Annotated in this window: 25 protein-coding genes and 1 riboswitch; of the genes, 7 read left to right on the forward strand and 18 right to left on the reverse strand. The window is 71.4% G+C overall.

Annotated elements, in window-relative coordinates:
• From ACFVJQ_RS36500 to ACFVJQ_RS36520, 5 genes are all read right to left on the reverse strand, one after another.
• Positions 1-94, reverse strand: a 94-nt coding sequence (locus ACFVJQ_RS36500) for a hypothetical protein (RefSeq protein ID WP_385516986.1), incomplete at its 3' end; no start/stop codon positions are given.
• Between the two features lie 131 nt (positions 95-225).
• Positions 226-918, reverse strand: a complete 693-nt coding sequence (locus ACFVJQ_RS36505) for an ABC transporter ATP-binding protein (protein ID WP_385516339.1) — start codon at positions 916-918, stop codon at positions 226-228.
• A 117-nt stretch (positions 919-1035) separates the two neighbouring features.
• Positions 1036-1797: a DUF3710 domain-containing protein gene (locus ACFVJQ_RS36510; RefSeq protein WP_385516338.1), complete on the reverse strand. Its 762-nt coding sequence runs from the start codon at positions 1795-1797 to the stop codon at positions 1036-1038.
• A gap of 1 nt (position 1798) precedes the next feature.
• A complete protein-coding gene (gene dut / locus ACFVJQ_RS36515) occupies positions 1799-2350 on the reverse strand; it encodes a dUTP diphosphatase (protein WP_385789985.1) in 552 nt (183 codons plus the stop codon).
• A complete protein-coding gene (locus ACFVJQ_RS36520) occupies positions 2347-2931 on the reverse strand; it encodes a PaaI family thioesterase (protein WP_385516336.1) in 585 nt (194 codons plus the stop codon). The genes dut and ACFVJQ_RS36520 overlap by 4 nt, the downstream gene beginning before the upstream one ends.
• A 78-nt stretch (positions 2932-3009) precedes the next feature.
• Here ACFVJQ_RS36520 and ACFVJQ_RS36525 point away from each other — a divergent pair, with 78 nt between their 5' ends.
• Complete coding sequence (locus ACFVJQ_RS36525; protein ID WP_224735396.1) at positions 3010-3480, forward strand: DUF3093 domain-containing protein; 471 nt, start codon at positions 3010-3012, stop codon at positions 3478-3480.
• Positions 3481-3502: 22 nt separating this feature from the next.
• Here ACFVJQ_RS36525 and ACFVJQ_RS36530 read toward each other — a convergent pair whose 3' ends face one another.
• The 4 genes from ACFVJQ_RS36530 to ACFVJQ_RS36545 form a co-directional block, all read right to left on the reverse strand.
• On the reverse strand, positions 3503-4462 hold the full coding sequence (locus ACFVJQ_RS36530; RefSeq protein WP_385516335.1) for a hypothetical protein: 960 nt from the start codon (positions 4460-4462) through the stop codon (positions 3503-3505).
• Between the two features lie 13 nt (positions 4463-4475).
• Positions 4476-4772, reverse strand: a complete 297-nt coding sequence (locus ACFVJQ_RS36535; RefSeq protein WP_003993510.1) for a DUF4193 domain-containing protein — start codon at positions 4770-4772, stop codon at positions 4476-4478.
• A gap of 395 nt (positions 4773-5167) precedes the next feature.
• Positions 5168-6397, reverse strand: coding sequence for a sensor histidine kinase (locus ACFVJQ_RS36540; protein ID WP_385789987.1), 1230 nt, complete (start codon positions 6395-6397; stop codon positions 5168-5170).
• A 6-nt stretch (positions 6398-6403) separates the two neighbouring features.
• Positions 6404-7057: a response regulator transcription factor gene (locus tag ACFVJQ_RS36545; RefSeq protein ID WP_007385219.1), complete on the reverse strand. Its 654-nt coding sequence runs from the start codon at positions 7055-7057 to the stop codon at positions 6404-6406.
• A gap of 433 nt (positions 7058-7490) precedes the next feature.
• Between ACFVJQ_RS36545 and ACFVJQ_RS36550 the strand changes: the two genes are divergently transcribed.
• Positions 7491-7664 carry a hypothetical protein gene (locus ACFVJQ_RS36550; protein WP_165396400.1) on the forward strand — a complete coding sequence of 58 codons (174 nt, stop codon included), beginning with the start codon at positions 7491-7493 and terminating at the stop codon, positions 7662-7664.
• A gap of 69 nt (positions 7665-7733) precedes the next feature.
• Here ACFVJQ_RS36550 and ACFVJQ_RS36555 read toward each other — a convergent pair whose 3' ends face one another.
• Together ACFVJQ_RS36555 and ACFVJQ_RS36560 are read right to left on the reverse strand one after the other, a co-directional pair.
• A complete protein-coding gene (locus tag ACFVJQ_RS36555; RefSeq protein ID WP_385516334.1) occupies positions 7734-8549 on the reverse strand; it encodes an inositol monophosphatase family protein in 816 nt (271 codons plus the stop codon).
• An 8-nt stretch (positions 8550-8557) separates the two neighbouring features.
• Positions 8558-9685 carry a ferrochelatase gene (locus tag ACFVJQ_RS36560; protein ID WP_385789991.1) on the reverse strand — a complete coding sequence of 376 codons (1128 nt, stop codon included), beginning with the start codon at positions 9683-9685 and terminating at the stop codon, positions 8558-8560.
• A 188-nt stretch (positions 9686-9873) separates the two neighbouring features.
• On the opposite strand from ACFVJQ_RS36560, the gene ACFVJQ_RS36565 reads away from it, so the two are divergent.
• From ACFVJQ_RS36565 to sepH, 3 genes are all read left to right on the forward strand, one after another.
• The gene (locus ACFVJQ_RS36565) at positions 9874-11112 is read left to right on the forward strand and encodes an MFS transporter (protein WP_224738440.1); all 1239 of its coding nucleotides are present in this window, start codon (positions 9874-9876) and stop codon (positions 11110-11112) included.
• Entirely contained in the window at positions 11072-12391 is a 1320-nt protein-coding gene (locus ACFVJQ_RS36570; protein WP_385516332.1) for a D-arabinono-1,4-lactone oxidase, read from the forward strand. The genes ACFVJQ_RS36565 and ACFVJQ_RS36570 overlap by 41 nt, the downstream gene beginning before the upstream one ends.
• Positions 12392-12860: 469 nt before the next feature.
• Positions 12861-13895 (forward strand): septation protein SepH, encoded by a 1035-nt coding sequence (gene sepH, locus ACFVJQ_RS36575; protein ID WP_129801036.1) that lies wholly within the window; start codon positions 12861-12863, stop codon positions 13893-13895.
• Positions 13896-14016: 121 nt separating this feature from the next.
• Here sepH and ACFVJQ_RS36580 read toward each other — a convergent pair whose 3' ends face one another.
• Complete coding sequence (locus tag ACFVJQ_RS36580; protein ID WP_385789994.1) at positions 14017-14868, reverse strand: sulfurtransferase; 852 nt, start codon at positions 14866-14868, stop codon at positions 14017-14019.
• A gap of 299 nt (positions 14869-15167) precedes the next feature.
• On the opposite strand from ACFVJQ_RS36580, the gene ACFVJQ_RS36585 reads away from it, so the two are divergent.
• Positions 15168-15971 carry a VOC family protein gene (locus tag ACFVJQ_RS36585; RefSeq protein ID WP_385789996.1) on the forward strand — a complete coding sequence of 268 codons (804 nt, stop codon included), beginning with the start codon at positions 15168-15170 and terminating at the stop codon, positions 15969-15971.
• A gap of 16 nt (positions 15972-15987) precedes the next feature.
• Here ACFVJQ_RS36585 and ACFVJQ_RS36590 read toward each other — a convergent pair whose 3' ends face one another.
• Genes ACFVJQ_RS36590 through ACFVJQ_RS36605 form a run of 4 tightly spaced genes read right to left on the reverse strand, consistent with a single transcriptional unit; the run spans position 15988 to position 21404 of the window.
• A complete protein-coding gene (locus ACFVJQ_RS36590) occupies positions 15988-16635 on the reverse strand; it encodes a thymidine kinase (protein WP_385516329.1) in 648 nt (215 codons plus the stop codon).
• A 43-nt stretch (positions 16636-16678) separates the two neighbouring features.
• Positions 16679-17878: an alkaline phosphatase family protein gene (locus tag ACFVJQ_RS36595; RefSeq protein ID WP_385516328.1), complete on the reverse strand. Its 1200-nt coding sequence runs from the start codon at positions 17876-17878 to the stop codon at positions 16679-16681.
• Complete coding sequence (locus ACFVJQ_RS36600; RefSeq protein WP_385516327.1) at positions 17878-18474, reverse strand: DUF5998 family protein; 597 nt, start codon at positions 18472-18474, stop codon at positions 17878-17880. The genes ACFVJQ_RS36595 and ACFVJQ_RS36600 overlap by 1 nt, the downstream gene beginning before the upstream one ends.
• A 50-nt stretch (positions 18475-18524) precedes the next feature.
• Positions 18525-21404 carry a GNAT family N-acetyltransferase gene (locus tag ACFVJQ_RS36605; protein ID WP_385789999.1) on the reverse strand — a complete coding sequence of 960 codons (2880 nt, stop codon included), beginning with the start codon at positions 21402-21404 and terminating at the stop codon, positions 18525-18527.
• A 179-nt stretch (positions 21405-21583) separates the two neighbouring features.
• Here ACFVJQ_RS36605 and ACFVJQ_RS36610 point away from each other — a divergent pair, with 179 nt between their 5' ends.
• Positions 21584-21865, forward strand: a complete 282-nt coding sequence (locus ACFVJQ_RS36610; RefSeq protein ID WP_224735582.1) for an HPr family phosphocarrier protein — start codon at positions 21584-21586, stop codon at positions 21863-21865.
• A 258-nt stretch (positions 21866-22123) separates the two neighbouring features.
• Here the strand turns inward: ACFVJQ_RS36610 and ACFVJQ_RS36615 are convergent, their stop codons facing one another.
• Positions 22124-22819 (reverse strand): GntR family transcriptional regulator, encoded by a 696-nt coding sequence (locus ACFVJQ_RS36615; protein WP_385516325.1) that lies wholly within the window; start codon positions 22817-22819, stop codon positions 22124-22126.
• Positions 22820-23007: 188 nt separating this feature from the next.
• The gene (locus ACFVJQ_RS36620) at positions 23008-23772 is read right to left on the reverse strand and encodes a M23 family metallopeptidase (protein WP_385790001.1); all 765 of its coding nucleotides are present in this window, start codon (positions 23770-23772) and stop codon (positions 23008-23010) included.
• A 13-nt stretch (positions 23773-23785) separates the two neighbouring features.
• A riboswitch (cyclic di-AMP (ydaO/yuaA leader) is annotated at positions 23786-23950 on the reverse strand.
• Positions 23951-24107 lie beyond the last annotated feature (157 nt).

The raw sequence follows: 24107 nt of genomic DNA on the forward strand, positions 1-24107 counted from the left end.
GCTCCACCCGCCGGTGCGCCTCGGACAACATCGCGTACGTCTTGCCCACCCCCGGTGCCGCACCCAGGTAGATCCGAAGCTTGCCGCGTGCCATGGCCTCATTGTCCGTCTTCTGCAAACTGCGCGTACGCAGCGTCGACCTTACGGCCAACGTTCCGGGCAAATGGGGCGGCCAGGAGGGCCGAGGGCGTCTTTGACAGAACCCTGACGGCACCCCTGAACGAACTAGCGTTCGACGACCGCTCCGTCGCTCAGCTCCAGGACCCGGTCGGCCAGGTCGAGCAGGGTCGCGTCGTGCGTGGCGACCAGCGCCGTGACGCCTTCACTGCGTACGACGGCCCGCAGCAGCTCCATCACCGCGTGACCGGTCTCCGCGTCCAGCTGGGCGGTCGGCTCGTCGGCGATGAGGAGCGAGGGGCTGTTGGCGAGGGCCCGGGCGATGGCCACCCTCTGCTGCTGACCGCCGGACAGCTCGCCGGGCCGCTGGGCGGCGTGGTCGGCGAGGCCGACCAGGGACAGCAGCAGCTCGACGCGTTCCTCGCGCTCCCGCGGGTCGGCCCGGCGCAGCCGCATCGGTACGCCGACGTTCTCGGCGGCCGTGAGGATCGGGATGAGCCCGAAGGACTGGAAGACGAAGCCGATGCGGTCCCGGCGCAGTTCCAGCAGGCCGTTCTCGCCGAGCCCCGACAGATCGAGCCCGTCGACCGCGACCCGCCCCCGGTCCGGCTCGTCGAGGCCGCCGACGATGTTGAGCAACGTCGTCTTCCCGGACCCCGAGCGCCCCTTGAGGGCGACGAGTTCACCGCGCGGGACGTCGAAGGAGACCCCGCGCAGGGCGTGCACGGCGGCGGCTCCCTCGCCGTACGACTTGTGGACGTTCTCGACGCGCACCATGGTCTCGGTGACCACCTGGCTCATGTCGCCTCCCCCGTGATCCGGGCGCCAGTATCACGAAGCGACGCCCACCCGTTCAAGCGTTCGCACACGACGAGGGCCGCACCCCTCCGGGGGATGCGGCCCTGCGTGCGCTGACGTCTAGCGGACCTCGGTGATCTCCGGCCCGCGCTGCAGCTGCCCCATGCCGCCCGAGAAGCGGGAACCGGCCTGGTCGTCCTGCTGGACGCCCTCGGGGACCATCTGCGCGTCGTTCGGCAGCTTCAGGACGATCGGGTCGCGGGGCGCCATCGGTCCGTCGCCGCGGACCACGACCGTGTCCCGGAAGATCTGCTCCAGGAGGCCGGCGGCCTGCGGCTGCACGGCACCCTGCCCGGAGATCACACCCCGCAGGAACCAGCGGGGCCCGTCCACACCGACGAACCGGACCACTTGGAAGCCGCCCGTGCCGTCCGGCAGTTGCACCGGCACCTGGGCTCGCAGCTCCCAGCCGAGCGGGCCCTCGACCTCGTCGATGATGCCGCCCTGCTGGGTGATGCCGGCGCCGATCTCCTCGCGCACCTCGCCCCAGATGCCCTCGCGCTTGGGCGCGGCGAAGGCCTGCAGCTGGATGGCGCTGTCCCGCAGTACGACGGTCGCCGCGACGATCGCGTCGCCCGCGACCTCGACCCGCAGCTCCATGCCGTCGACGCCCGGCACGAACAGACCACCCAGGTCCACCCGCCCCTCGGCCGGGTCCCGGACCTCGGTGCTGTCCCAGGGCCCGTCGGGCCGCGGTTCCGGCTCGAGCCGCACCCGCTCGCGCTCGACCTCGTCCGCCTCAGTGTCGACGCTGTCGACGACCTGCTCGGCCTCGCCGGCCGCGTCCTCGGCGGCATCCTTCTTCTTGCGACGTCCGAACACGTCACTGTCCTTCCCGGTCGGATACGACCGAAGCGTATCGATTCCCACCCGCGTTGCCGCCGACGGCGGCCTGACCGTTTGTGCCGCGCCCGCCGTCCACGGCGGCATGGCCGCCGGTGGACCCGAAGCCCCCCTCGGCCCGTGCCGAGTCGGGAAGCTCCGCCACCTCCTGGAAGCGGACCCTCTCGACCTGCTGGACGACCAGTTGGGCAATCCGGTCGAAGCGCTCGAACCGCACGGGCTCGCGCGGGTCGAGATTCACCACGATCACCTTGATCTCCCCACGGTACCCGGCATCAACCGTCCCCGGGGCATTGACGAGGGCCACGCCGCAGCGGGCGGCGAGGCCGGAACGCGGGTGCACGAAGGCCGCGTACCCCTCCGGGAGCGCCACAGACACCCCCGTGGGCAGTACGGCCCGCTCACCCGGCTTCAGTTCACGGCTTTCGGTGGTGCGCAGATCGGCTCCCGCGTCGCCGGGATGCGCATACGCCGGAAGCGGTACGTCCGGATCGACACGCCGGATCAGCACGTTCACGGGGTCGCGGCTCACGGGTTCACCTCGAAGGCGCGGACGCGCCGGATCTGGTCGGGGTCGTTCATGGCGGCCTGGATCTCTTCCTTGCGGCCGTGGTCGATGAAGTGGTCGACCTCGACCTCGATGAAGAGCGCCTCGGCGCGGACGACGACGGGCCCGTCGGGGCCGCCGATGCGTCCGGTGGCCCTCGAGTAGATCTTCCGCCCGGCCACCGCCGTCACCTCGGCGGCCAGCTGGAGCGTGGTCCCCACCGGCACCGGCCGCACGAAGTCGGTCTCCAGCCGTCCGGTCACAGCGATGGTGCGCAGCAGCCAGTTCAGCGAGCCGAGGGTCTCGTCGAGGGCGGTCGCCAGCACTCCGCCGTGGGCCAAGCCGGGAGCGCCCTGGTGTTCGGGCCGCACGGTGAACTCGGCGGTGATCGACACCCCTTCGCCGGCCCGCGCCGCGAGGTGCAGTCCGTGCGGCTGGTCGCCGCCGCAGCCGAAGCACTCGCCGTAGTGCGGGCCGAGGAGCTCGCCGGGCGCGGGAGCGTCGGGGTGCCGCACCGGCTTCGTCGCGTCGGCGGGAGGCTCCAGAGCTGCGGATGTACCACTCACAGCCGCAGACCTTACCCGGCGCTTCGCCCCGGCCCCCTGACCCTGCCTCCCTGCGGGCACCGTGCCAAGCTTGAGTCCATGCAGCAGCTTTCCGCCGCCCCGTACGAAGAACGCCTCACCGCGCCCCGCTCCTGGTGGCTGATCAGCCTCCTGGTCGGGATCTCGATGGCCCTGATCCTGCTGCCCTTCGGCACCCTGCCGATGCTGGGCGGCCTGGCCGGCGGCACCGCGGTCGCGGCGGTCGCGGCGAGTTCGTACGGCTCGGTCCGCATCCGCGTGGTGAACGACTCCCTGATCGCCGGCGAGGCGAAGATCCCGGTCACGGCCCTGGGCGAGGCGGAGATCCTGGAGCCCGAGGAGGCCCGCGCCTGGCGCACCCACAAGGCCGACACCCGCGCCTTCCTGCTGCTGCGCGCCTACATCCCCACGGCCTTGCGCGTGGAGGTCATCGACCCGGCCGACCCGACGCCGTACCTGTACCTGTCGACGCGTGAGCCCGAGCGGCTGGCGGAGGCCATCAGGGCGGCCAAGGCGGCGTGTACGGCGTAGCCGACTACCCGGCCACCCCGACCTACTCGGTCGCGTTCGGGCCCGGACGCCCGGGCTCCTCGAGGGCCTTCTGGATCGACAGCGCGTCCGCGGGCCGCTCCAGCGGCGGCAGCTCCGACAGCTGGTCCCACGGCACCTGCATCTTCCGCAGGTCCGCCCGGATCCGCGCGGCGACCTTCCTGGTGTCCCGCCGGTTCATGACCGCGCCCACCGCGGCTCCCACCATGAACGGCATCAGGTTCGGCAGATTGCGCACCATGCGCTTCATGATCTGCTGCCGCAGCTCCCGCTTCATCTGACCGCCGAGAGCCGCGTTGACCGTGAGCGGCTTCATGGGGTCGATACCGCGCTCGTCCGACCAGGACTTCAGATACGCGCTGCTGCGGTCCTTCAGATTGCCCGGCGGCCGCACGCCGTAGACCTCGTGGAGCTCGGCGATCAGCTTCAGCTCGATCGCGGCCACCCCGGTGACCTCTGCCGCCAGTTCCGTGGGCATCGCGGGCGGCACTGGAAGCATGGCCGCCGCGCCGACTCCCGCTCCGACCGTCGCCGACGCGTTCGCCGCGCCCGCCACGAGCTTGTCCGCGAGCTGCTCGGGCCCGAGGCCCGGGAACTGCCTGCGCAGCGTCGCAAGGTCCCGTACGGGGATCCGCGGGGCGATCTCGATGATCCGGTCGGCGAGATACGCCAGGCCCGCCCTGGCCCCGCTGCCGCTCTTGCGGGCGCCGGCCTTGGCCAGGTCCCTGGCCCTGTCCCGGATCACCGCCGCCCGCCGCCTGGCGACGGGGGTGGGACCCTGAGCCGGTACCGGGAGGTCGGCCCGGTCACCGGCGGGTTCGAGCGAGGCTGACTCCGCAGGGACCGGCAGTCCCGTACCGGAGGAGCCTCGCTCGTCGTCACGCACGCCGTGAGGGCCGTCGGACGGCCCCGAGTCCGCTCCCCATTGGAAGCGGCGCTTCCGAGGTGGGGTCGAGCCAGTCACGGCCGACCCCACCTCAGTCGCAGTCGCGGCAGATCGGCTGACCGTTCTTTTCCCGGGCCAGCTGGCTGCGGTGGTGCACCAGGAAGCAGCTCATGCAGGTGAACTCGTCCTGCTGCTTCGGCAGCACACGGACCGCCAGTTCCTCGTTCGAGAGGTCGGCGCCGGGAAGCTCCAGGCCCTCGGCGGCCTCGAATTCGTCGACGTCGACCGCCGAGGCGGACTTGTCGTTCCGCCTGGCCTTCAGCTCTTCCAGGCTGTCCGAGTCGACGTCGTCGTCGGTCTTGCGTGGGGTGTCGTAGTCGGTTGCCATGTCGCTCTCCCCCTCCGGGTGTCTGCGGTGTCTCCAGCGCACGTAACGCGTGAGAGGCCGGACTTGTGCCCGACCCGAGGCGGAGATTTTGCCTCACATCAAGGTCTGTTACTCAATCGACACCCAACCGGACTCCTCGCGAGTGATCGGCTTGGATGGCGATCGGGACCGTACACGGTCCGAATGTCGCACTTCAAAGGGGCCTCATCGTGTACTTCCCGTGATCAAGCCCCCGGAAAACCCGGATTTTCTGGGCTTTCCGGCAGCTCAATGATCACGGAGAGTAGATGGCCTGAAAATCGCCCTTGTGATCGATCACACATGGGACAGCCGGACGGGTGCCCCGAAAATTCCGCGCAAAGCGAACATTCCTCGGGTGTGTCGGGGCCATGGTCTCAGATCGGGAAGGTGACCCGCATCACGAGCCCTCCGCCCTCCCGGGGCTGCGCCGCGATATGCCCGCCGTGCGCCCGGGCCACGGACCGGACGATGGACAGACCGAGGCCGACGCCCTTGTCGCTCCCCGTGCGCTCGGTACGCAGTCTCCGGAACGGTTCGAAGAGGTTGTCGATCTCGTACGCCGGCACCACCGGCCCGGTGTTCGCGACGACCAGGACGGCCTGCCCGTGCTGGACCTCCGTGGTGACCTCCACCCAGCCGCTCTCGGGGATGTTGTAGCGCACGGCGTTCTGCACGAGGTTCAGGGCGATCCGCTCCAGCAGGACACCGTTGCCCTGGATGACCGCGCGCTCGCGCTTGCCGCGGATCTGCACGCCCTTGGCGTGCGCCTCGGCGTGCACCTGGTCGATGGCCTGCGAGGCCACCTCGGCGAGGTCCACCGGCTTGCGCTCGACGATCTGGTTGTCGCTACGGGCGAGCAGCAGCAGCCCCTCGACGAGCTGTTCGCTGCGCTCGTTGGTGGCCAGCAGCGTCTTGCCGAGCTGCTGCAGCTCCATGGGCGCGCTCGGATCGGACAGGTGCACCTCGAGGAGCGTGCGGTTGATCGCCAGCGGGGTGCGCAGTTCGTGCGAGGCGTTGCCGACGAAGCGCTGCTGGGCGGTGAAGGCCCGCTGCAGCCGCTCCAGCATGTCGTCGAAGGTGTCGGCCAGCTCCTTCAGCTCGTCGTCCGGTCCGTCCAGCTCGATCCGGCGGGACAGGTCGGAGCCGGCCACCGCGCGCGCGGTGCGGGTGATCCGGCCCAGCGGCGACAGGACGCGTCCGGCCATGGCGTAGCCGAAGGCGAAGGCGATCACGGCGAGCCCGAGGAGCGCCAGGAGCGAGCGGCTGAGCAGGTTGTCCAGGGCGTGCTGGCGCTGCTCGTTGACGCAGTTGTTCATGGCGTGGTTGAGCTCGGTGGCGGTCGGCTGCGACGGGAAATTGCAGGCCTCGCTGGCCACCTGGCCGGAGAGGATCTTGAAGGGCAGGTCGCTGCCCACGTTCAGCGCGTTCGCCGCCAGCAGGTAGATGATCGACAGCAGCAGGATGCCGGCGATCAGGAACATGCCGCCGTACAGCAGCGTGAGCCTTATCCGGATGGTCGGGCGCAGGATCGGGAACGGCGGTGGCTTCCTGGGGTCCCAGGTGGGCTTCGGGGGCGCCTGGGGAGGCGCGGGGTTCGCTGCCACGGTCGATCAGATCCGGTAGCCGGAGCCCGGGACGGTGACGATGACGGGCGGCTCGCCCAGTTTGCGGCGCAGGGTCATGACGGTCACGCGCACCACGTTCGTGAACGGGTCGGTGTTCTCGTCCCAGGCCTTCTCCAGGAGCTGCTCCGCGGAGACGACGGCGCCCTCGCTGCGCATCAGCACCTCCAGGACGGCGAACTCCTTCGGCGCGAGCTGGACCTCCTTGCCGTCCCGGAAGACCTCGCGGCGGTTCGGGTCGAGCTTGATGCCGGCGCGCTCCAGGACGGGCGGCAGCGGCACGCTGGTGCGCCGGCCGAGGGCACGCACGCGTGCCGTCAGCTCGCTGAACGCGAAGGGCTTGGGGAGATAGTCGTCGGCGCCGATCTCCAGGCCCTCCACCCGGTCGCTGACGTCGCCGGACGCCGTGAGCATCAGCACGCGCGTGGGCATGCCGAGCTCGACGATCTTGCGGCAGACGTCGTCGCCGTGCACCAGGGGGAGGTCGCGGTCGAGGACGACCACGTCGTAGTCGTTGACGCCGATGCGCTCCAGGGCGGCCGCACCGTCGTACACGACGTCGACGGCCATGGCCTCCCGGCGCAGTCCGGTGGCCACCGCATCGGCGAGCAGTTGCTCGTCCTCGACGACGAGTACGCGCACGTCGCTTGTCCTTCCTGTGTCCACCCGCGTAGCGCCTGAGCACGCGCGGGCAGGGGTCTTCGGGGTGTGTTGACCTCCATCCTGCCCTTTTCGGCCATAAGTGGGCAGTAAGACGGGGGAGCGGGCACCGGGCGGACCCTGCGCGAAGCTCGCGCGGACGGGGTAGCGGATCCGGGAATGCGAGATTTTCTCCTCCGGTTGAGGTTTCCGCGGAAGGGAGCGGGGGGAGGACCGAATACACCCCGCGATCACGCTCTGCTTGTGCCGCAGCACCATGCGGTACGCCGCGGTCCGCTTTCCGCAGAGTGGGCGTGGGTGTCCGGCACCGTCGCCGCCCAGCAGGGCAGCGCTGGGCACCCACAGACGTGATCGCCCCTTCCGAACGGCACACCCCCGTGCCACCGACCCACGACCCAGGACGAGGGGGCGCAGCATGGACGCTTTCACCGCAGGACTTCTGCAGCGCATAAGGGCGACCGAGTCCGACCTGACGCGGGCTCGTGACGAGGGCGACGACTTCCTCGTCGAGGTGGAGCAGGGCGAGCTCGACGACCTGCGCCGCCTCGCCGCCGAGCATGGCGTGGAAGTCGGCGCGTCCGGCGTCTGACCGGCTCACACGTACGACAGCGGGCCCCGGCGAATCCATCGCCGGGGCCCGCTGCAGTTTTTTGGCTCGTCAGTCGTGCCAGGCGCCGAAGTCCTCCAGGAGCCGCTGGAGGGGCTCGAAGACGCCCGGGGTGCCCGCCACCGTCAGGTCGCGTGACGGGCGCTCTCCGGGGCGTCCGCCGGTCAGCGCGCCCGCCTCGCGGGCGATCAGGTCGCCGGCCGCGAAGTCCCAGGCGTTCAGTCCACGCTCGTAGTAGCCGTCGAGGCGGCCTGCGGCGACGTCGCACAGGTCGACGGCGGCCGATCCGCTGCGCCGGATGTCGCGCAGCAGCGGGATCAGCCTGCGCGCCACGTCGGCCTGGTGGGTGCGGACCTCGGTGACGTAGTTGAACCCCGTGGAGACCAGAGCCTGGTCCAGGGGCGGCGCCGGGCGGCAGGCGAGGACGCGCTCGCCGTCCCAGGCGCCGGTGGCCCAGGCGCCGCCGCCGCAGATCGCGCCGTAGGTCTCGCCGCGCATCGGGGCCGCAACGACCCCGACGACGGTCTCGCCGTCCTGTTCGGCCGCGATGGACACGGCCCAGGTCGGCAGCCCGTAGAGGTAGTTGACCGTGCCGTCGAGCGGGTCGATCACCCAGCGGATGCCGCTGCTGCCCTCGCTGGAGGCGCCCTCCTCGCCGAGGAAGCCGTCGTCGGGGCGGTGACCGGAGATCAGGTCGGTGATCAGCTTCTCCGCCGCGATGTCCATCTCCGTCACCACGTCGATGGGGCTCGACTTGGTGGCGGCGACCGCGAGGTCGGCCGGCCGCCCGTCCCGCAGCAGCTCGCCGGCCCGGCGGGCGGCCTCCCGGGCGAGCTGGAGCAGGTCCGTGTGCAGCGTGTCGGTCACGGCGCTCCTCACGCGTAGGGGCTGTCGGCGCCCGCGGCGGCGGGGCGGGGGGCGCGGGCCGGGCAACAGCCCACCGGGCAGAGGTTGTGGCTCGCGCCGAGGGCGCCCAGGGCGCAGGGGGTGACCTCCTGGCCGCGCTCGACGGCGGCGCGCTCCAGGACGAGGTCGCGGACCGCGGCGGCGAACCGCGGGTCGGCGCCGACGGTGGCCGAGCGGCGCACCGGCAGGCCCAGTTCCCCGGCCTTGGCGTTGGCCTCCGTGTCGAGGTCGTAGAGGACCTCCATGTGGTCGGAGACGAAGCCGATGGGGGCCATCACCACGGCCGGGACGCCCGCGGCGTGGCGCTCCTCGAGGTGGTCGCAGATGTCGGGCTCCAGCCACGGGATGTGCGGGGCGCCGGAGCGCGACTGGTAGACCAGCTGCCAGGGGTGGTCGACGCCCGTGCGCTCGCGGACGGCGTCAGCGATCAGCTGCGCGACGTCCAGGTGCTGCCGGACGTACGCGCCGCCGTCGCCGTGGTCCTCGACGGGGCCGGAGCTGTCCGCGGCGGAGTCCGGGATGGAGTGGGTGGTGAACGCGATGTGCGCTCCGTCCCGGACGTTCTCGGGGAGGTCGGCCAGGGACCGGAGCACGCCCTCGATCATGGGCTCCAGGAAGCCTGGGTGGTTGAAGTAGTGCCGCAGCTTGTCGATCTTCGGCAGCGGCAGACCCTCGGCATCCAGGGCGGCGAGCGAGTCGGCGAGGTTCTCGCGGTACTGCCGACAGCCCGAGTACGACGCGTAGGCGCTGGTGGCCAGGACCAGAATGCGGCGGCGGCCGTCGCGGACCATCTCGCGCAGGGTGTCCGTGAGGTACGGGGCCCAGTTGCGGTTGCCCCAGTAGATCGGCAGGTCCAGGCCGTGGTCCGCGAAGTCCTTGCGCAGGGCGTCCAGCAGGGCGCGGTTCTGGTCGTTGATCGGGCTGACCCCGCCGAACAGGAAGTAGTGCTGCCCGACTTCCTTCAGGCGTTCCTTGGGGATGCCGCGCCCGCGCGTCACGTTCTCCAGGAACGGGACCACGTCGTCCGGCCCCTCGGGGCCGCCGAACGAGAGCAGGAGCAAGGCGTCGTAGGGGGTGGCATCGAGCGCGTCTGGCATGAGTCGATCCTGCCACCCGGCACTGACAGCCGGGAAACGGCGGGTGACCGACGTGTTCCCGGCCTCCTCCCGGGGTGTCTCGGACGGCAGCCGACTCGTAAGCTGTATCAGCCACCTTTATGCCTTACCGCAGCCGTATCGGCCCCGTCACGCCGGCCGATGCGCCGTACCGAGCCGCCGGAGACCCAGTGCCCAGCCCCTATCGCGCCCTGTTCGCCGCCCCAGGCTCCAAGGGCTTCTCCGCCGCGGGATTCCTCGGCCGTATGCCGCTGTCGATGATGGGCATCGGCGTCGTCACAATGGTCTCGCAGCTCACCGGGCGGTACGGGCTGGCGGGTGCGCTGTCGGCCACGATCGCGCTGGCGGCCGCGGTGGCGGGCCCGCAGGTCTCGCGCCTGGTGGACCAGTACGGGCAGCGGCGGGTGCTCCGCCCGGCGACCCTGATCGCGCTGCTGGGCGCGGCCGGGCTGTTGCTCGCCGCGCACTACAGGTGGCCGGACTGGCTGCTGTTCGTGTTCTGTGTGGCCATCGGCTGCGTGCCGAGCATCGGCGCGATGATCCGGGCACGCTGGGCCGCCCTGTACCGCGGCACGCCGCAACTGCACACCGCGTACTCCTTCGAGTCCGTGGTGGACGAGATCTGTTTCATCTTCGGGCCGATCATCTCCATCGGCCTGTCCACGGCGTGGTTCCCGGAGGCCGGCCCGCTGCTGGCCGCCTGCTTCCTCGCGGTCGGTGTCTTCTGGCTCACCGCTCAGCGGGCCACCGAGCCCGCGCCGCACCCGCGCGAGCGGCACGGCGGGGGCAGCGCGCTGCGCTCGCCCGGTCTGCAGGTCCTGGTGACCACCTTCGTGGCGACCGGGGCGATCTTCGGGGCGGTCGACGTGGTCACGGTGGCCTTCGCCGAGGAGCAGGGCCACAAGGGCGCCGCGAGCGTCGTTCTCGCGGTGTACGCGCTGGGCTCCTGTGTGGCGGGAGCCGTTTTCGGGCTGCTGCACTTCAAGGGGGCGCCCGAACCTCGCTGGCTCCTGGGCGTCTGCGCCATGGCCGTGAGTATGATCCCCCTCCTACTGGTCGGAAACTTGCCGTTTCTGGCCGTGGCGCTCTTCGTCGCGGGCCTGTCCATCGCTCCCACGATGATCACGACGATGTCCCTGATCGAAGAGCACGTACCACGCGCGCAACTGACCGAGGGCATGACCTGGGTGAGTACCGGGCTCGCGGTGGGGGTCGCCCTCGGCTCCTCCGTGGCCGGCTGGGTGATCGACGCGGCCGGTGCGCGCTCCGGGTACGGGGTTCCGGCGGTGGCCGGGGCCGTCGCGGTCGCGGTCGGTTTCCTCGGGTACCGCCGGCTCAAGCAGCCGGCTCCGGGTCGGGGAGGCACCGTTGAGCAGCACAGCGAGCGGGAAGAACGGCACGTGGCGTAACTGGGGCGGCACGGTCACCGCCCGGCCCGTACGGGAGGTCATGCCCGCCTCCGTGGAGGAGCTGTCCACGGCGGTGGCGCGGGCTGCGGAGGACGGCCTGAAGGTGAAGGCGGTCGGCACCGGCCACTCGTTCACATCGATCGCCGCGACCGACGGTGTGTTGATCCGCCCTCAACTGTTGACGGGTATACGCAACATCGACCGGGATGCCGGCACCGTCACGGTCGAGGCGGGCACGCCGCTCAAGAGGCTCAACATGGCCCTGGCCCGTGAGGGTCTGTCGCTGACCAACATGGGCGACATCATGGAGCAGACGGTCTCCGGGGCCACCAGCACCGGCACTCACGGCACAGGCCGTGAGTCGGCGTCGATCGCCGCCCAGATCAAGGCGCTGGAGCTGGTGACGGCCGACGGTTCGGTGCTCACCTGCTCGGAGAAGGAGAACCCGGAGGTCTTCGCCGCCGCCCGTATCGGCCTCGGCGCGCTGGGCATCGTCACCGCGATCACCTTCGCCGTGGAGCCGATCTTCCTGCTGACCGCCCGCGAGGAGCCGATGAGCTTTGACCGGGTCACCAGCACCTTCGACGAACTCTGGGCCGAGAACGAGCACTTCGAGTTCTACTGGTTCCCGCACACCGGCAACACCAACACCAAGCGCAACAACCGCAGCGCCGGCCCCGAGCGGCCGGTGGGGCAGCTCAAGGGCTGGTTCGAGGACGAGTTCCTCTCCAACGGCGTCTTCCAGGTGGCCAACTGGGTCGGCCGGGCGGCGCCGGCCACGATCCCGGCGATCGCCCAGATCTCCAGCAAGGCCCTGTCCGCGCGCACCTACACGGACATCCCCTACAAGGTCTTCACGTCTCCGCGCCGGGTGCGCTTCATCGAGATGGAGTACGCCGTCCCGCGCGAGGCCGTCGTCGAGACGCTGCGCGAGCTGAAGGCGATGGTCGACCGCTCACGCCTGCGGATCAGCTTCCCCGTCGAGGTGCGCACCGCCCCGGCCGACGACATCACGCTGTCCACGGCATCGGGCCGGGACACCGCGTACATCGCCGTCCACATGTTCCAAGGCACCCCCTATCAGGCATACTTCACAGCCGCCGAGCGGATCTTCACCGCGCATGAGGGGCGACCCCACTGGGGCAAGGTGCACACCCGGGACGCGGAGTACTTCGCCCGGGCCTACCCGCGCTTCGGCGAGTTCACGGCGCTGCGGGATCGGCTTGACCCGGAACGGCGGTTCCAGAACGACTACTTGCGGAGGGTTCTGGGGTCGTAGCGGGCGTGGTGGCCTGCGTCCGGACAGTCACCGGTGCCACCCTCGGGCCCGGACACGTACCGGCGAAACCGCTGGTTCCGTTTCTGGTGAATCCGTGAAGTACGCCACGTTCGTGATCGAGAAATCCGGCCGGCGGCGGCCAAGTACGACCCCCGGAACGAAGTTGGGCGGCGCGGCAATCCACGCACGTGGTCCGAATGGAGTACTGTTGCGAGCCCTGGGTCCGGTCTCCCGCCAGGGTGTCCGGGGCCTTCAAGGACCGCCGGGAGGGGGCTTGTTGCACAGGGTGACGGATTTTGTCACTTAGCGTTGCGAATAGGTAACCGTGCCATAACGGCGATCCAGGGCCCACGCCCGACACGCCGGGCAACTCGGCAAGGTTGTGGCAGGCTGCACCCGGGCAGGCCACACTCGACTAGCGGAAGCAGCGACGCACGTGACGTCGGCAGGCACCACCCGGGAGGTCCCCATGCCCGAACTGCGTGTCGTGGCCGTCTCGAATGACGGCACACGGCTGGTGCTGAAGGCTGCGGACAGCACGGAGTACACGCTTCCGATTGACGAACGGCTCCGCGCCGCCGTGCGCGGCGACCGTCCCCGCCTCGGCCAGATCGAGATCGAGGTGGAGAGCCATCTCCGCCCGCGAGACATCCAGGCGCGGATACGTGCGGGTGCGACCGCGGAAGAGGTCGCCCAGATGGCCGGCATCCCCGTCGATCGCGTACGGCGGTTCGAGGGCCCCGTGTTGGCCGAGCGTGCCTTCATGGCCGAGCGCGCCCGGAAGACACCGGTGCGTCGCCCCGGCGAGAACTCCGGCCCGTTGCTCGGCGAGGCCGTGCAGGAACGGCTGGTGCTGCGCGGCGCCGAGAAGGACACCGTGCAGTGGGACTCCTGGCGCCGCGACGACGGCACCTGGGAGGTCCTGCTCGTCTACCGCGTCGCGGGCGAGCCGCACTCGGCGAGCTGGACGTACGACCCGCCCCGGCGGCTCGTCCAGGCCGTCGACGACGAGGCGCGTTCGCTCATCGGCGAGTCCGACGACCTCGGCACGCCCGAGCCCAGCTTCCCCTTCGTCCCGCGTATCGCACGGCTGCCGCGCGACCGCTCGGTGGAGCGTGCCCCGGAGCGGGAGCGGCCGGTCCTGCCGGCCCCGTCGCCGGAGCCTGCCGAGGAGAGCACGGGCGAGCGGGACTCGCTGACCAGCCTGCTGGAGGCGGTACCGAGCTTCAGGGGCGACCTCGTCGTGCCGGAGCGCCCGTCGCCGGAGCCGGCGGAGGAACCCGCCGAGCCGCCCGCGGCGGAGGAGCCCCCGGCTCCCGCCGCCTCGGCCGGGTCCGCCTATGCGGACGTCCTGATGCCGCGCTCCGTCGGCAGCCACCGCGACCGCCTCGTCGGCGCCACCGACCGCCAGGCCGAGGCCGACGGCGTCCGCCCCGGCCGCAGAGCGGCCGTCCCGAGCTGGGACGAGATCGTGTTCGGGACACGACGGAAGAAGCAGGAGTAGTACGCAACGCACGAAAACGACTGCCCGCAGCTGCCATAGCTGCGGGCAGTCGTGCCGCTGGGGCGGCACGGGTGCCCCGCCAGCGCAGGGCGAGCGCCCCCACCCCCAGCCGCAACGCCGGCTACTGCGGCGCCGGCCCCACCGCAACCGGCCGCGACGGATCCGACGACCACTCCGACCACGACCCCACGTACAGCGCCGCCGGAATCCCCGCGACCGCCAACGCCAGCACCTCATGCGCCCCGGAAACACCCGAGCCGCAGTACACGCCGACCTTCGCACCGTCGTGCGCCCCCAGCGCACCGAAGCGCGCCCGGAGCTCCTGCGCAGGCAGGAACCGCCCGTCCGCCCCCACGTTCTCGGTCGTAGGCGCCGACACCGCCCCCGGAATATGCCCGCCCACCCGGTCGATCGGCTCCACATCCCCGCGGTACCGCTCCGCCGCTCGAGCGTCGAACAACACACCGGAGCGGGCCAGCGCGGCAGCCGCGTCCGCGTCGAGGAACCCCTCAGGGTCGGGCACCGGCTGGAAATCGCCTTCCTCGGGCGTCGGCTCCTCCACCGACAGCGGGCCTTCCCACGCGGGCAGTCCCCCGTCGAGCACCCGCACGTCCGGATGCCCCGTCCACCCCAGCAGCCACCAGGCCCGGGCCGCAGCCCAGCCCTGCCCACCGTCGTACACGACGACCTGCCGCCCGGACGACACACCCGCCCGACGCATCGCGGCGCCGAAGCCGGCCAGGTCGGGCAGCGGATGCCGGCCCCGCTCGCCCGGCGCCCCCGCCAGTTCCCGGTCGAGGTCGACGAAGACCGCGCCGGGGATGTGCCCGGCCCGGTACTCGGCCCGCCAGTCGAACGGCGGCTCACCGGCCGCCTTGGCCACGCTCAACTGCCAACGGACGTCCAGCAGCACGGGCGGGTTCGCGCCCGCCAGGGCGCCCGCGAGTTCGGATGCGGAAATGATGGCGTTCATGGCCACCATCCTCGCCTACGGGGTGGCCGCATCGTCCATGTCCGACTACTCTGCTCGGCCGGACAGGTCCGATCACAAGGCGTACGGGATCGGGCACATGCTGTACAGCCGATCGACACCCGGGAGCAATCGCCTGGACAAGGCGAGAAACCGCAGATCGGGCATCCTCCAGGCACGGGCAGGCCGGGATGCGGCGGCACGCCCGGAGGGCGCGACACCGAGGGCGGTGCGAGCATCGGCACGGGGTCCGGAGAGCGCAGGCGGCACGGCCACCGCGAGGGGCCGAGGAGAGGGTGACGATGACCGAGGCACGGGGGCCGGCCGGCGGGAACGGCGAAGCACACGCCCGGTACACGCCTGGCACGCCCTGTTGGGTGAGTCTGATGGTGCACGGGGTGGCAGCGACCCAGGAGTTCTACGGATCGCTGTTCGGCTGGGAGTTCCGCCCCGGCCCCCAGCGGCTCGGCCCCTATGTGCGGGCGCTGCTCGACGGCCGCGAGGTGGCGGGCATCGGCCGGCTTCCTCCGGACCGGCACCTGCCGATCGCCTGGACCCCCTACTTCGCCTCCGACGACGTGGATCAGACGGCCGAGACGGTACGGCTGTGCGGCGGCACCCTCGGCGTGGGTCCGCTCGACGCGGAGGAGGCCGGGCGCCTCGCCATCTGTTCGGACCCCTCGGGTGCCGTCTTCGGCGTGTGGCAGGCGGCTGCGCACCGCGGCACCGGCATCGCCGGTGTGCCGGGCACCCCGGCCTGGCACGAACTGCGCACGTTGGAGTCCGAGAGCGTCGCCAAGTTCTACGAGACGGTGTTCGGTTACGACAAGGAGCCGGTCGTCTCCGCCGACTACGACTACCTCACCCTGCACCTCGAGGGCCGCCCGGTCGCCGGCATCCACGGCGTGGGCAACTCCCTTCCCCGCGACCGGGGTCCGCACTGGCTGACGTACTTCGAGGTCGCCGACATGGACACGGCGGTCGACCGGCTCGTCGATCTCGGCGGGCATGTCCTCAAACCGGCGGACGACAGCGCGCACGGGCGCGTGGCCACGGTGGCCGATCCGGAGGGCGCGAGGTTCTCGCTAATCCAGAGCGGGCGCTGAGGCGGAAGCGGACGACTCAGGCCGACGACACCGGCAGCACATCCGGCGACAGCGCGGCCGCGTGAGCCGTCGCGGCGGTCATACGGCGCTGGTGATGACGTCGGCACAGCACCTCGTACCCGATGGTGTCCGCCTGGTTGACGTCCCCGACGACGACCTGGGCGCCCTCGACGACCATCTCACCGCCGACCGTGCGTGCGTTGTGCGTGGCGCGGGCGCCGCACCAGCACAGGGCCTCGACCTGGAGCACCTCGACCCGGTCGGCCAGCTCCACCAGGCGCTGGGAGCCGGGGAAGAGCTTCGTACGGAAGTCGGTCGTGATGCCGAAGGCGTAGACGTCCAGGCCCAGATCGTCGACCACGCGCGCCAGTTGGTCGATCTGCTCCGGCGCCAGGAACTGCGCCTCGTCCGCGATGACGTAGTCGGCGCGGCCGCCCTGCGAGAGGCGGTCGACGAGGTACGCGTACAGGTCCATACCGTCGACGACCTCCACCGCGTCGGTCACCAGGCCGAGGCGCGAGGACAGTTTGCCCTCGCCGGCCCGGTCGTCGCGGGTGAAGATCATGCCCTGCAGCCCGCGCGCGGAGCGGTTGTGCTCGATCTGGAGAGCCAGCGTCGACTTCCCGCAGTCCATCGTTCCGGAGAAGAAGACCAGCTCGGGCATGGGGAGTTGAGCACCTTTCGGCGAAACGAGGGGGGCAGGGATGTCAGGAGCGTACTTCGAGCAGCGGGACCAGCTGCTCGGCGGGGGTCATCGAGCCGTGGTTGCCGACCATCGACGACTCCTTAGGCTCCCGCTCGGAGGCGATGATCAGCACGTCTTCGCGGGCGGCCGCGACCACGTCGCCGATGCGCGCGTACACGCGGTCGTCGCATGCGCCGGGTGGCCCGAACCAGCCCGCGGCGATCGCCTCGTCCCGCGAGGCCACCCAGAACTGCTCGCCGAGCACCTCACGCCAGCAGGTCAGTACGTCGTTCTCGGCGCCCGGCAGCGCGTACACGTGCCGCGCGCGGCCCTCGCCGCCCAGCAGGGCCACCCCGGCGCGCAGTTCCCAGTCCTCGTCGAAGTCGATGCGGTGCTGCTCGTCGAAGGGCACGTCGATCATGCCGTGGTCGGCGGTGACGTAGAGCGCGCTGCGCTGCGGGAGCTGCTCGGCCAGCCGCTGCACCAGCCGGTCGACGTACATGAGCTGGCCGCGCCAGGTGTCGGAGGCGACGCCGAAACGGTGACCGGAGCCGTCGAGTTCGGCGTAGTACGTGTAGACCAGGCTCCGGTCCCCGGCGGCGAGTTGCTCCGCGGCGAGGTCCATGCGCTCCTCGCCGGTCAGCCGCCCGTGGAACGTTCCGCCACTGAGCGCGACCTTGGTCAGCGGGGTGCTCTGGAAGGCGGGGGACGAGACCTGCGCGGCGTGCACACCCGCTTTCTGGGCCAGGTCGAAGATCGTGGGATACGGCTGCCAGGCGCGCGGCTCGGTCCACGGCTGCCAGCGCAGCTGGTTCATCAGCTCGCCGGTGGCCGGGTCACGCACGGTGTAGCCGGGCAGGCCGTGTGCGCTCGGGGGCAGGCCGGTGCCGACCGAGGCGAGGGACGTCGCGGTCGTCGCGGGGTATCCGGCGGTGAGGGGACGGCCCGTACCGCCACGGGAGGCGGCGAGCAGCGAGGTCATGAAGGGGGCCTCGTCCGGGTGCGCCCTGAGCTGCTCCCAGCCGAGGCCGTCGATCAGGAACACGCAGACCCGGTCGGCAGGGGTCAGTTCGGTGATCGTGGCGGTCATGCCCGGCACGCTCATGCCCGCGGCCAGCGTCGGCAGCAGGTCGGCGAGCGAGCCGGAGCCGTACTCGGGCCGGGGGGCGGAGTCGACGGCGAGGGGCTCGGGGTGGTCCTCCCAGGCGGCGGGCTGCGCCATCAGCGGTCGAGGTCCGCGGTCGCCTCGGAGACGGCCTGCGCGAAGGCGAGCGCCTGGCGCACCGTCTCCGGTCCGTCCCCGGCCTCGCTGACGCGCAGGCTGAGGTCGTCTGCCGTCGAACTGCCCGTGTAGCCGTGGTCGGCCTCACAGTTGGGGTCGCCGCAGGCGGCGGGCTCCAGATCGATGCGGGAGACCGCGCCCCAGCCGATGGTCAGCACGACCTCGCGCGGCAGCGTGCCCGGTGCGTACGACTCAGGGTTGGCGACGACGCGGCTGACGACCACGGACGAGATCCGGCCCAGCTTCACCGACTCCGTCGACGTCGTGGCGTACGGCGTCGGGGAGGTGCTGTCCGCGGCCTGCTCGTCGGTGTGGCTGACGATGAAGCGGTTGTCGGTGAGGACCAGCACCGTCACATGCCGCCGGACCTCGTTCTGGTCGAACGTCGTCTCCTGGTGGACCAGGTACGACCGGATGGGCTCGCCGCCCACGGCGGCCTCCACCGCCTCGGCCACGAGGGCCGGGTAGTAGCCGCTGCGCTCGATCGCCGCTCGCAGCCCCTGGGTCGTCGTACTGGTCTTGGCCATGAGGCCCATCCTACGGGGACCCACTGACTGCGAGGCACCGCTCGGTCACCCCGGGCCCCTCAGTACACCGGGAGCGTCCGCGGGCCGAGGTCGTCCCGGGCGGGGGGCGGGGCCAGGCGTACGGAGGCGCCGAGCACGCTCAGACCGTGCGGGGCGACGACGACCGGCTCCAAGGTGACCGCGACCACCTCGGGATGGTCGTCGACCAGCCGGGACACACGCAGCAACAGCTCCTCCAGGGCGGGGGTGTCGACGGGCGTCGAACCGCGCCAGCCGAACAGCAGCGGTGCCGTACGGATCGAACGGATCAGCGAGGTCGCCTCGCGGTCGGTGACCGGGATCAGCCGGTGCGCCGTGTCGCCGAGCAGCTGGGAGGCCGCCCCGGCCAGCCCGAAGGAGAGCACCGCTCCGGCCGCCGGATCGATCACCGTCCGTACGACCGTGTCCACGCCGCGCGGGGCCATCCGCTGTACCACCGGCCGCAGCTCCTCGGGCGTCCCGAACAGCTCCGTCAACTCGGTGTACGCCCGTCGCAGTTGCTCATCGTCCGCCAGATCCAGGCGTACGCCGCCGAGGTCCGCACGGTGACGCAGGTGCGGGGCGGTGGCCTTGAGGGCCACGGGGTAGCCGAGGGTGCGGGCGGCTGCTGCCGCGGCGTCGGGGGTGGGGGCGGGCAGGGCGCGGTGGACGCTGATCCCGTACTTCCCGAGCAGCTCGCACGTCTCCTCCGTACCGAGCGTGAGCCCCTGCCCGCGCGCGAGCAGCCCGCCGATCAGCTCGGCGGCGCCCTTCTCGTCGATGTCCTCGTACTCGGGCACCTTCCCGGGCTCGGCGGCGTCCCGCCGCCACTGCGCGTACTTGACGACTTCGGCGAGTGCACGGACGGCACGCTCGGCCGCGGGGTAGGCAGGGATATGTCCTTCCCAGCCGCGGGCAGTCGTGCCGCCCGGGGCGGCACGGGTGGGCGCTGGGGGTCCCCCCTCTGGGGGAGGCGCCCCGCCAGCGCCGGGCCGCGCGACCCACCCCCGCCCAGCAGCAACGCCAGGACCACTGGAAGAGGCCTGTGGCGCAGTACTCGCCGCAGCCGACAACGCCTCCGCCAGCCCCCCGAGCTCCACATGCACCACCAGCACCGGCTTGGAAGGAGCCGCAGCCGCAGCCGACCGCAATGCCTCCGCCAACGCCGCATCCCCCACCGACGCCTCCCCGATCGCCGGTATCGCGGTCACCACGACGGAGTCGCACGTGTCGTCCGCCAGCGCCCGCGACAACGCCGCCTGGAAGTCCTCCGCCGAAGCCCCCGTCGTGAGGTCCAGCGGAGGATGCGGCCGCAACCCCTCGGACAGACACGCGTCGTACGTCAGCAGCCCCAGCGACTCGGAGTTCCCCAGGATCGCCACCCGCGGCCCCGCCGGCAGTGGCTGCCGCGCCAGCAGCAGCCCCGCGTCGACCAGCTCGGTGATCGTGTCCACCCGGATCACGCCGGCCTGCCGCAGCAGCTCGGACACGGTGGCGTGCGGCAGCCGCGTCGCCCGTACGGCGTGGCCCTGCGGCGCGGCACCTCCGTGGCGCGCGCCCTGCACCACGACGAGCGGCTTCGCCGCCGCCGTCCGTCGCGCGAGGCGGGTGAACTTGCGCGGGTTGCCGATGGACTCCAGGTACATCAGGACGACGTCGGTGTCCGGATCGTCGTACCAGTACTGGAGTACGTCGTTGCCGGACACGTCCGCCCGGTTGCCGGACGAGACGAACGTCGACACACCCGTGACCCCGGTGACTCCGCCGCCACGCCGGTGCAGCCGGGACAGCAGTGCGATGCCGATGGCCCCGGACTGCGCGAAGAGCCCGATCCGTCCGGGGCGCGGCATCTCGGGGGCCAGAGAGGCGTTGAGGCGGACGTCCGGGGAGGTGTTGATGATTCCGAAGGCGTTCGGCCCGATGATCCGCATGCCGTACGCGCGCGCGTGCCGCACGAGCGCACGCTGGCGATCCCGTCCGTCGGGGCCGCTCTCGGCGTAGCCGGCGGAGATCACGACGAGGCCCTGCACTCCGTGCTCGCCGCACTCGGTGACCACCTCGGGCACGTACTCCGCGGGGACGGCAACGACGGCGAGGTCGACGGGCCCGTCGATGTCGCGCACCGAGCGGTACGCCGGCACGCCGTCGAGTTCCTTGACGCCCTCGGGCAGGGCCCTGTTCACGGCGTACAGACTGCCGGTGAAGCCGGCCTCCCGGATGTTGCCGAGGACGCTGCGGCCCACGCCGCCGGGCGTGCGGCCCGTGCCGACGACGGCGATGGAGCCGGGCGCCAGCAGCCGCCGTACCGACCGTGCCTCGGCGCGCTGCTCCCGCGCGCGTTGCACGGCGAGCGAACGGTCCGTGGGTTCGAGGTCGAACTCCAGGCGTACGACGCCGTCCTCGAAGCTGCGCTTCTGGGTGTATCCGGCGTCCGTGAACACCTTGATCATCTTGCTGTTGGCGGGCAGCACCTCGGCGGCGAAGCGGCGGATGCCGCGTTCACGGGCGACGGCGGCGATGTGTTCCAGGAGGGCGGAGGCGACACCGCGGCCCTGGTGGGCGTCCTGCACCAGGAAGGCGACCTCGGCCTCGTCGGCAGGCGCGGAGGCGGGCAGGCCGTCGGCGCCTATGCGGTCATAGCGTACGGTGGCGATGAACTCGCCGCCGATGGTGGCCGCGAGTCCCACCCGGTCCACAAAGTCGTGGTGAGTGAAGCGGTGGACGTCCTTGGCGGACAGGCGCGGGTAGGGCGCGAAGAAGCGGTAGTACTTCGACTCGTCCGAGACCTGCTCGTAGAAGCTGACCAGGCGCTCGGCGTCATCAACGGTGATGGGGCGGATGCGCGCGGTGCCGCCGTCGCGCAGCACCACGTCGGCTTCCCAGTGGGCGGGGTACTCGTGCCGCTCCGACGAGCTCTGCATGCGCCCCAGAGTACGGCTCGCGTACGACAACGGCGCGAGGCAGTCTGTGCAAGGACGGGAGTCGGACCGAGGCCGCGGTCCGACGCCACCTCCGGACGGGACGAAGGACCGCACCGGGCATGCTTCACGATATGGGAAACTGGTCTAGACAACCCTGAACACCTGAAGGGCAGCATCACATGGCTGAGCGCCGCGTCAACGTCGGCTGGGCCGAGGGCCTCCACGCCCGCCCCGCCTCCATCTTCGTCCGAGCCGCCACGGCCGCAGGCGTCCCGGTGACGATCGCCAAGGCCGGGGGCAACCCCGTCAACGCGGCCTCCATGCTGGCCGTTCTCAGCCTGGGCGCCGAGGGCGGCGAGGAGATCGTCCTGGCCTCCGACGCCGACGGCGCCGACGCGGCCCTCGACCGCCTGGCCAAGCTGGTCTCCGAGGGCCTCGAGGAGCTGCCCGAGACCGTCTGACCGCCCGCACAGCGGTCAGTGAAGCCGCGTCGCCCTTCCCGGGCGGCGCGGCTTCGCCATTTCCGCAGCGGGCTCATGCGTTTGCCGCCAGCGGCTTCGCGTCTTTCCCGCAGCAGCCTCACGCCTTTTCCACGGCGGGCGTGACGCAATTCACGCGGGCACACCTGTGACGCGCGGACGTTAATTCCCGGCGCGCCAGAAAAGGGCAGCGGAAATACACCGCCACCGAATATCTCCTCTTTGTATACGGCGCATATGTTAATGCCGCAGGCTGGACATGTTTACGGGGTGTTGCGAAGTCCTCACACGGTCGGTGCGATCCTGGCCGCCGACGAACCGGAGCCGGTGCGCGGCGGTCGCGCGCTCGGTGTGCAGCGCCGTGATGGCCCGCGCGCGCTCGCCGTCGCCGCGCGCCACGGCGTCCACGATCGCGCCGTGCTCCGTCCAGGACTCCGCGGGGCTGGCCGGCGCCTCCACGGCGTACATCCAGGCGATCTTGTGCCGCAGCTGGGTCAGCATCGCGATCAGCGCGGGGCTGCCGGAGGCCTGGGCGAGCGTCTCGTGGAACCAGCCGCCCAGCGAGCGCAGATCCTCGCTGTTGCCCCTCCTCGCCCGCTCCTGGCCCAGCCGGACGAGACCGCGCAGGACCTTCAGATGGGCCTCGGTGCGCCGCTGGGCGGCCCGGGCGGCGCCGAGCGGCTCCAGCAGCATGCGCATCTCCAGCAGGTCGGAGGCCTCCTGCTCGGTGGGCTCCGCGACGCACGCGCCCGCGTGCCGCCGGGTCACCACGAAACCCTCCGCTTCCAGGGTGCGCAGGGCCTCCCGGACGGGGACGCGCGAGACGCCGTAGCGGCGCGCGAGGAGTTCCTCGGTGAGCCGGCCGCCACGCTCGTAGACACCCGCGACGATGTCGTCCCGGATCGCCGTGCACACCGAGTGCGCCGGAATACGCATGACCGACCTCCGCCTTAATCCCCGTGAAACGTCGACGATTGACGTGTGTTCAGTGACTCTATTGCAAAGAGCCGGAATTTCCGATGGCGGGCCGGAATCCATGGATATTTTTTGGACAAACAGACCCCTGAAACGCCGAAAGCCCCGGCTCGGGGAGCCAGGGCTTCGGGCAGCGCAGCCGCCTGTCGTCAGACGCTCACACCGTGCGAGCGGAGGTAGGCCAGGGGGTCGATGTCCGAGCCGTACTCGGCGGTCGTACGGGCCTCGAAGTGCAGGTGTGCTCCGGTGACGTTGCCGGTGGCGCCGGAGAGGGCGATCTGCTGTCCCGGGGTGACCGTCTGGCCGACCGAGACGGCGATGGACGACAGGTGGCCGTACTGGGTGTACGTACCGTCGTTCATCTTGATCACGACTTGATTGCCGTACGCCCCGCCCCAGCCGGCCTCGACGACGGTGCCGGAGCCGACCGCGTGGACGGGCGTGCCGCTCGTGGCGTGGAAGTCGACACCGGTGTGGCTGCCGGAGGACCACAGGGAGCCGCCGGACTGGTAGCCGGTGGAGACATAGGAGCCGGTGATGGGCAGCACATAGGTGTTGAGTCGCTTGCGCTCGGCCTCACGGGCGGCCCGCTCCTTGGCCTCGCGCGCCTCCTTGGCCCGCTCCTCCGCGCGCTTCTCGGCGGCCGCTTCGGCCGCCTTCTCGGCGGCGGCCTCCTCGGCGGCCTGCTGCTGGGCGGCCGCCTGAGCGTCGATCTGGTCGGCGACCGAGTCGCCGATGGTGACGACCGGCAGCAGGCCGGTCTGCTCGAGCGCCGGCTCGGCGGCGAGCGCGGGGGCGGCCAGGGTGCCGACGACGCCGGTGGTGGTGAGCGCGGCGACGCCCGCGGCGCGGGCGGTGCTGCGCTGTATCCGGCTGGGACGACGATGCTTCCCGGTGGCGCGGGTGAACGCCATGAAGTGGCTGGTCCTTTCCTTCCTTCTCGCCTACCGGGTTAGCTGACGGGTTCGGAGCAGGAAGGTCTCCTACGGACCCCCTCGCTGCGCGCGGGCGTCCGATTCACCCCAGGGACTGCATCGTTGGGTCCCCGGCTCCCCTGGCTCGCGCCGTTCGGGGACTCGGCGATGGCTGTCCGGTGCCGCGGGCGCGGCGCACTGCCTGACGGACAGCCCGGAAGACGCTAAACGGGGCATCTTTCAATCCCCAAACAGAACACGGCTTTTGTAGCGCATGCCACAGGTCAGACAGGCAGCCTCTCCCTCAATTGGGACATAAAGGGGCCCTGGTGACT

This window comes from Streptomyces sp. NPDC127197, assembly GCF_042672405.1.
Classification (GTDB): Bacteria; Actinomycetota; Actinomycetes; order Streptomycetales; family Streptomycetaceae; genus Streptomyces; species Streptomyces flavusporus.

Bases quoted from the DNA above. Each gene is read 5' to 3' on its own strand.
- ACFVJQ_RS36505 (WP_385516339.1), bottom strand. From the start codon at position 918: ATGAGCCAGGTGGTCACCGAGACCATGGTGCGCGTCGAGAACGTCCAC.
- ACFVJQ_RS36525 (WP_224735396.1), top strand. From the start codon at position 3,010: ATGCAGCAGCTTTCCGCCGCCCCGTACGAAGAACGCCTCACCGCGCCC.
- ACFVJQ_RS36535 (WP_003993510.1), bottom strand. From the start codon at position 4,772: ATGGCAACCGACTACGACACCCCACGCAAGACCGACGACGACGTCGAC.
- ACFVJQ_RS36550 (WP_165396400.1), top strand. From the start codon at position 7,491: ATGGACGCTTTCACCGCAGGACTTCTGCAGCGCATAAGGGCGACCGAG.
- ACFVJQ_RS36560 (WP_385789991.1), bottom strand. From the start codon at position 9,685: ATGCCAGACGCGCTCGATGCCACCCCCTACGACGCCTTGCTCCTGCTC.
- sepH (WP_129801036.1), top strand. From the start codon at position 12,861: ATGCCCGAACTGCGTGTCGTGGCCGTCTCGAATGACGGCACACGGCTG.
- ACFVJQ_RS36580 (WP_385789994.1), bottom strand. From the start codon at position 14,868: ATGAACGCCATCATTTCCGCATCCGAACTCGCGGGCGCCCTGGCGGGC.
- ACFVJQ_RS36585 (WP_385789996.1), top strand. From the start codon at position 15,168: ATGACCGAGGCACGGGGGCCGGCCGGCGGGAACGGCGAAGCACACGCC.
- ACFVJQ_RS36590 (WP_385516329.1), bottom strand. From the start codon at position 16,635: ATGCCCGAGCTGGTCTTCTTCTCCGGAACGATGGACTGCGGGAAGTCG.
- ACFVJQ_RS36595 (WP_385516328.1), bottom strand. From the start codon at position 17,878: ATGGCGCAGCCCGCCGCCTGGGAGGACCACCCCGAGCCCCTCGCCGTC.
- ACFVJQ_RS36600 (WP_385516327.1), bottom strand. From the start codon at position 18,474: ATGGGCCTCATGGCCAAGACCAGTACGACGACCCAGGGGCTGCGAGCG.
- ACFVJQ_RS36605 (WP_385789999.1), bottom strand. From the start codon at position 21,404: ATGCAGAGCTCGTCGGAGCGGCACGAGTACCCCGCCCACTGGGAAGCC.
- ACFVJQ_RS36610 (WP_224735582.1), top strand. From the start codon at position 21,584: ATGGCTGAGCGCCGCGTCAACGTCGGCTGGGCCGAGGGCCTCCACGCC.
- ACFVJQ_RS36615 (WP_385516325.1), bottom strand. From the start codon at position 22,819: ATGCGTATTCCGGCGCACTCGGTGTGCACGGCGATCCGGGACGACATC.
- ACFVJQ_RS36620 (WP_385790001.1), bottom strand. From the start codon at position 23,772: ATGGCGTTCACCCGCGCCACCGGGAAGCATCGTCGTCCCAGCCGGATA.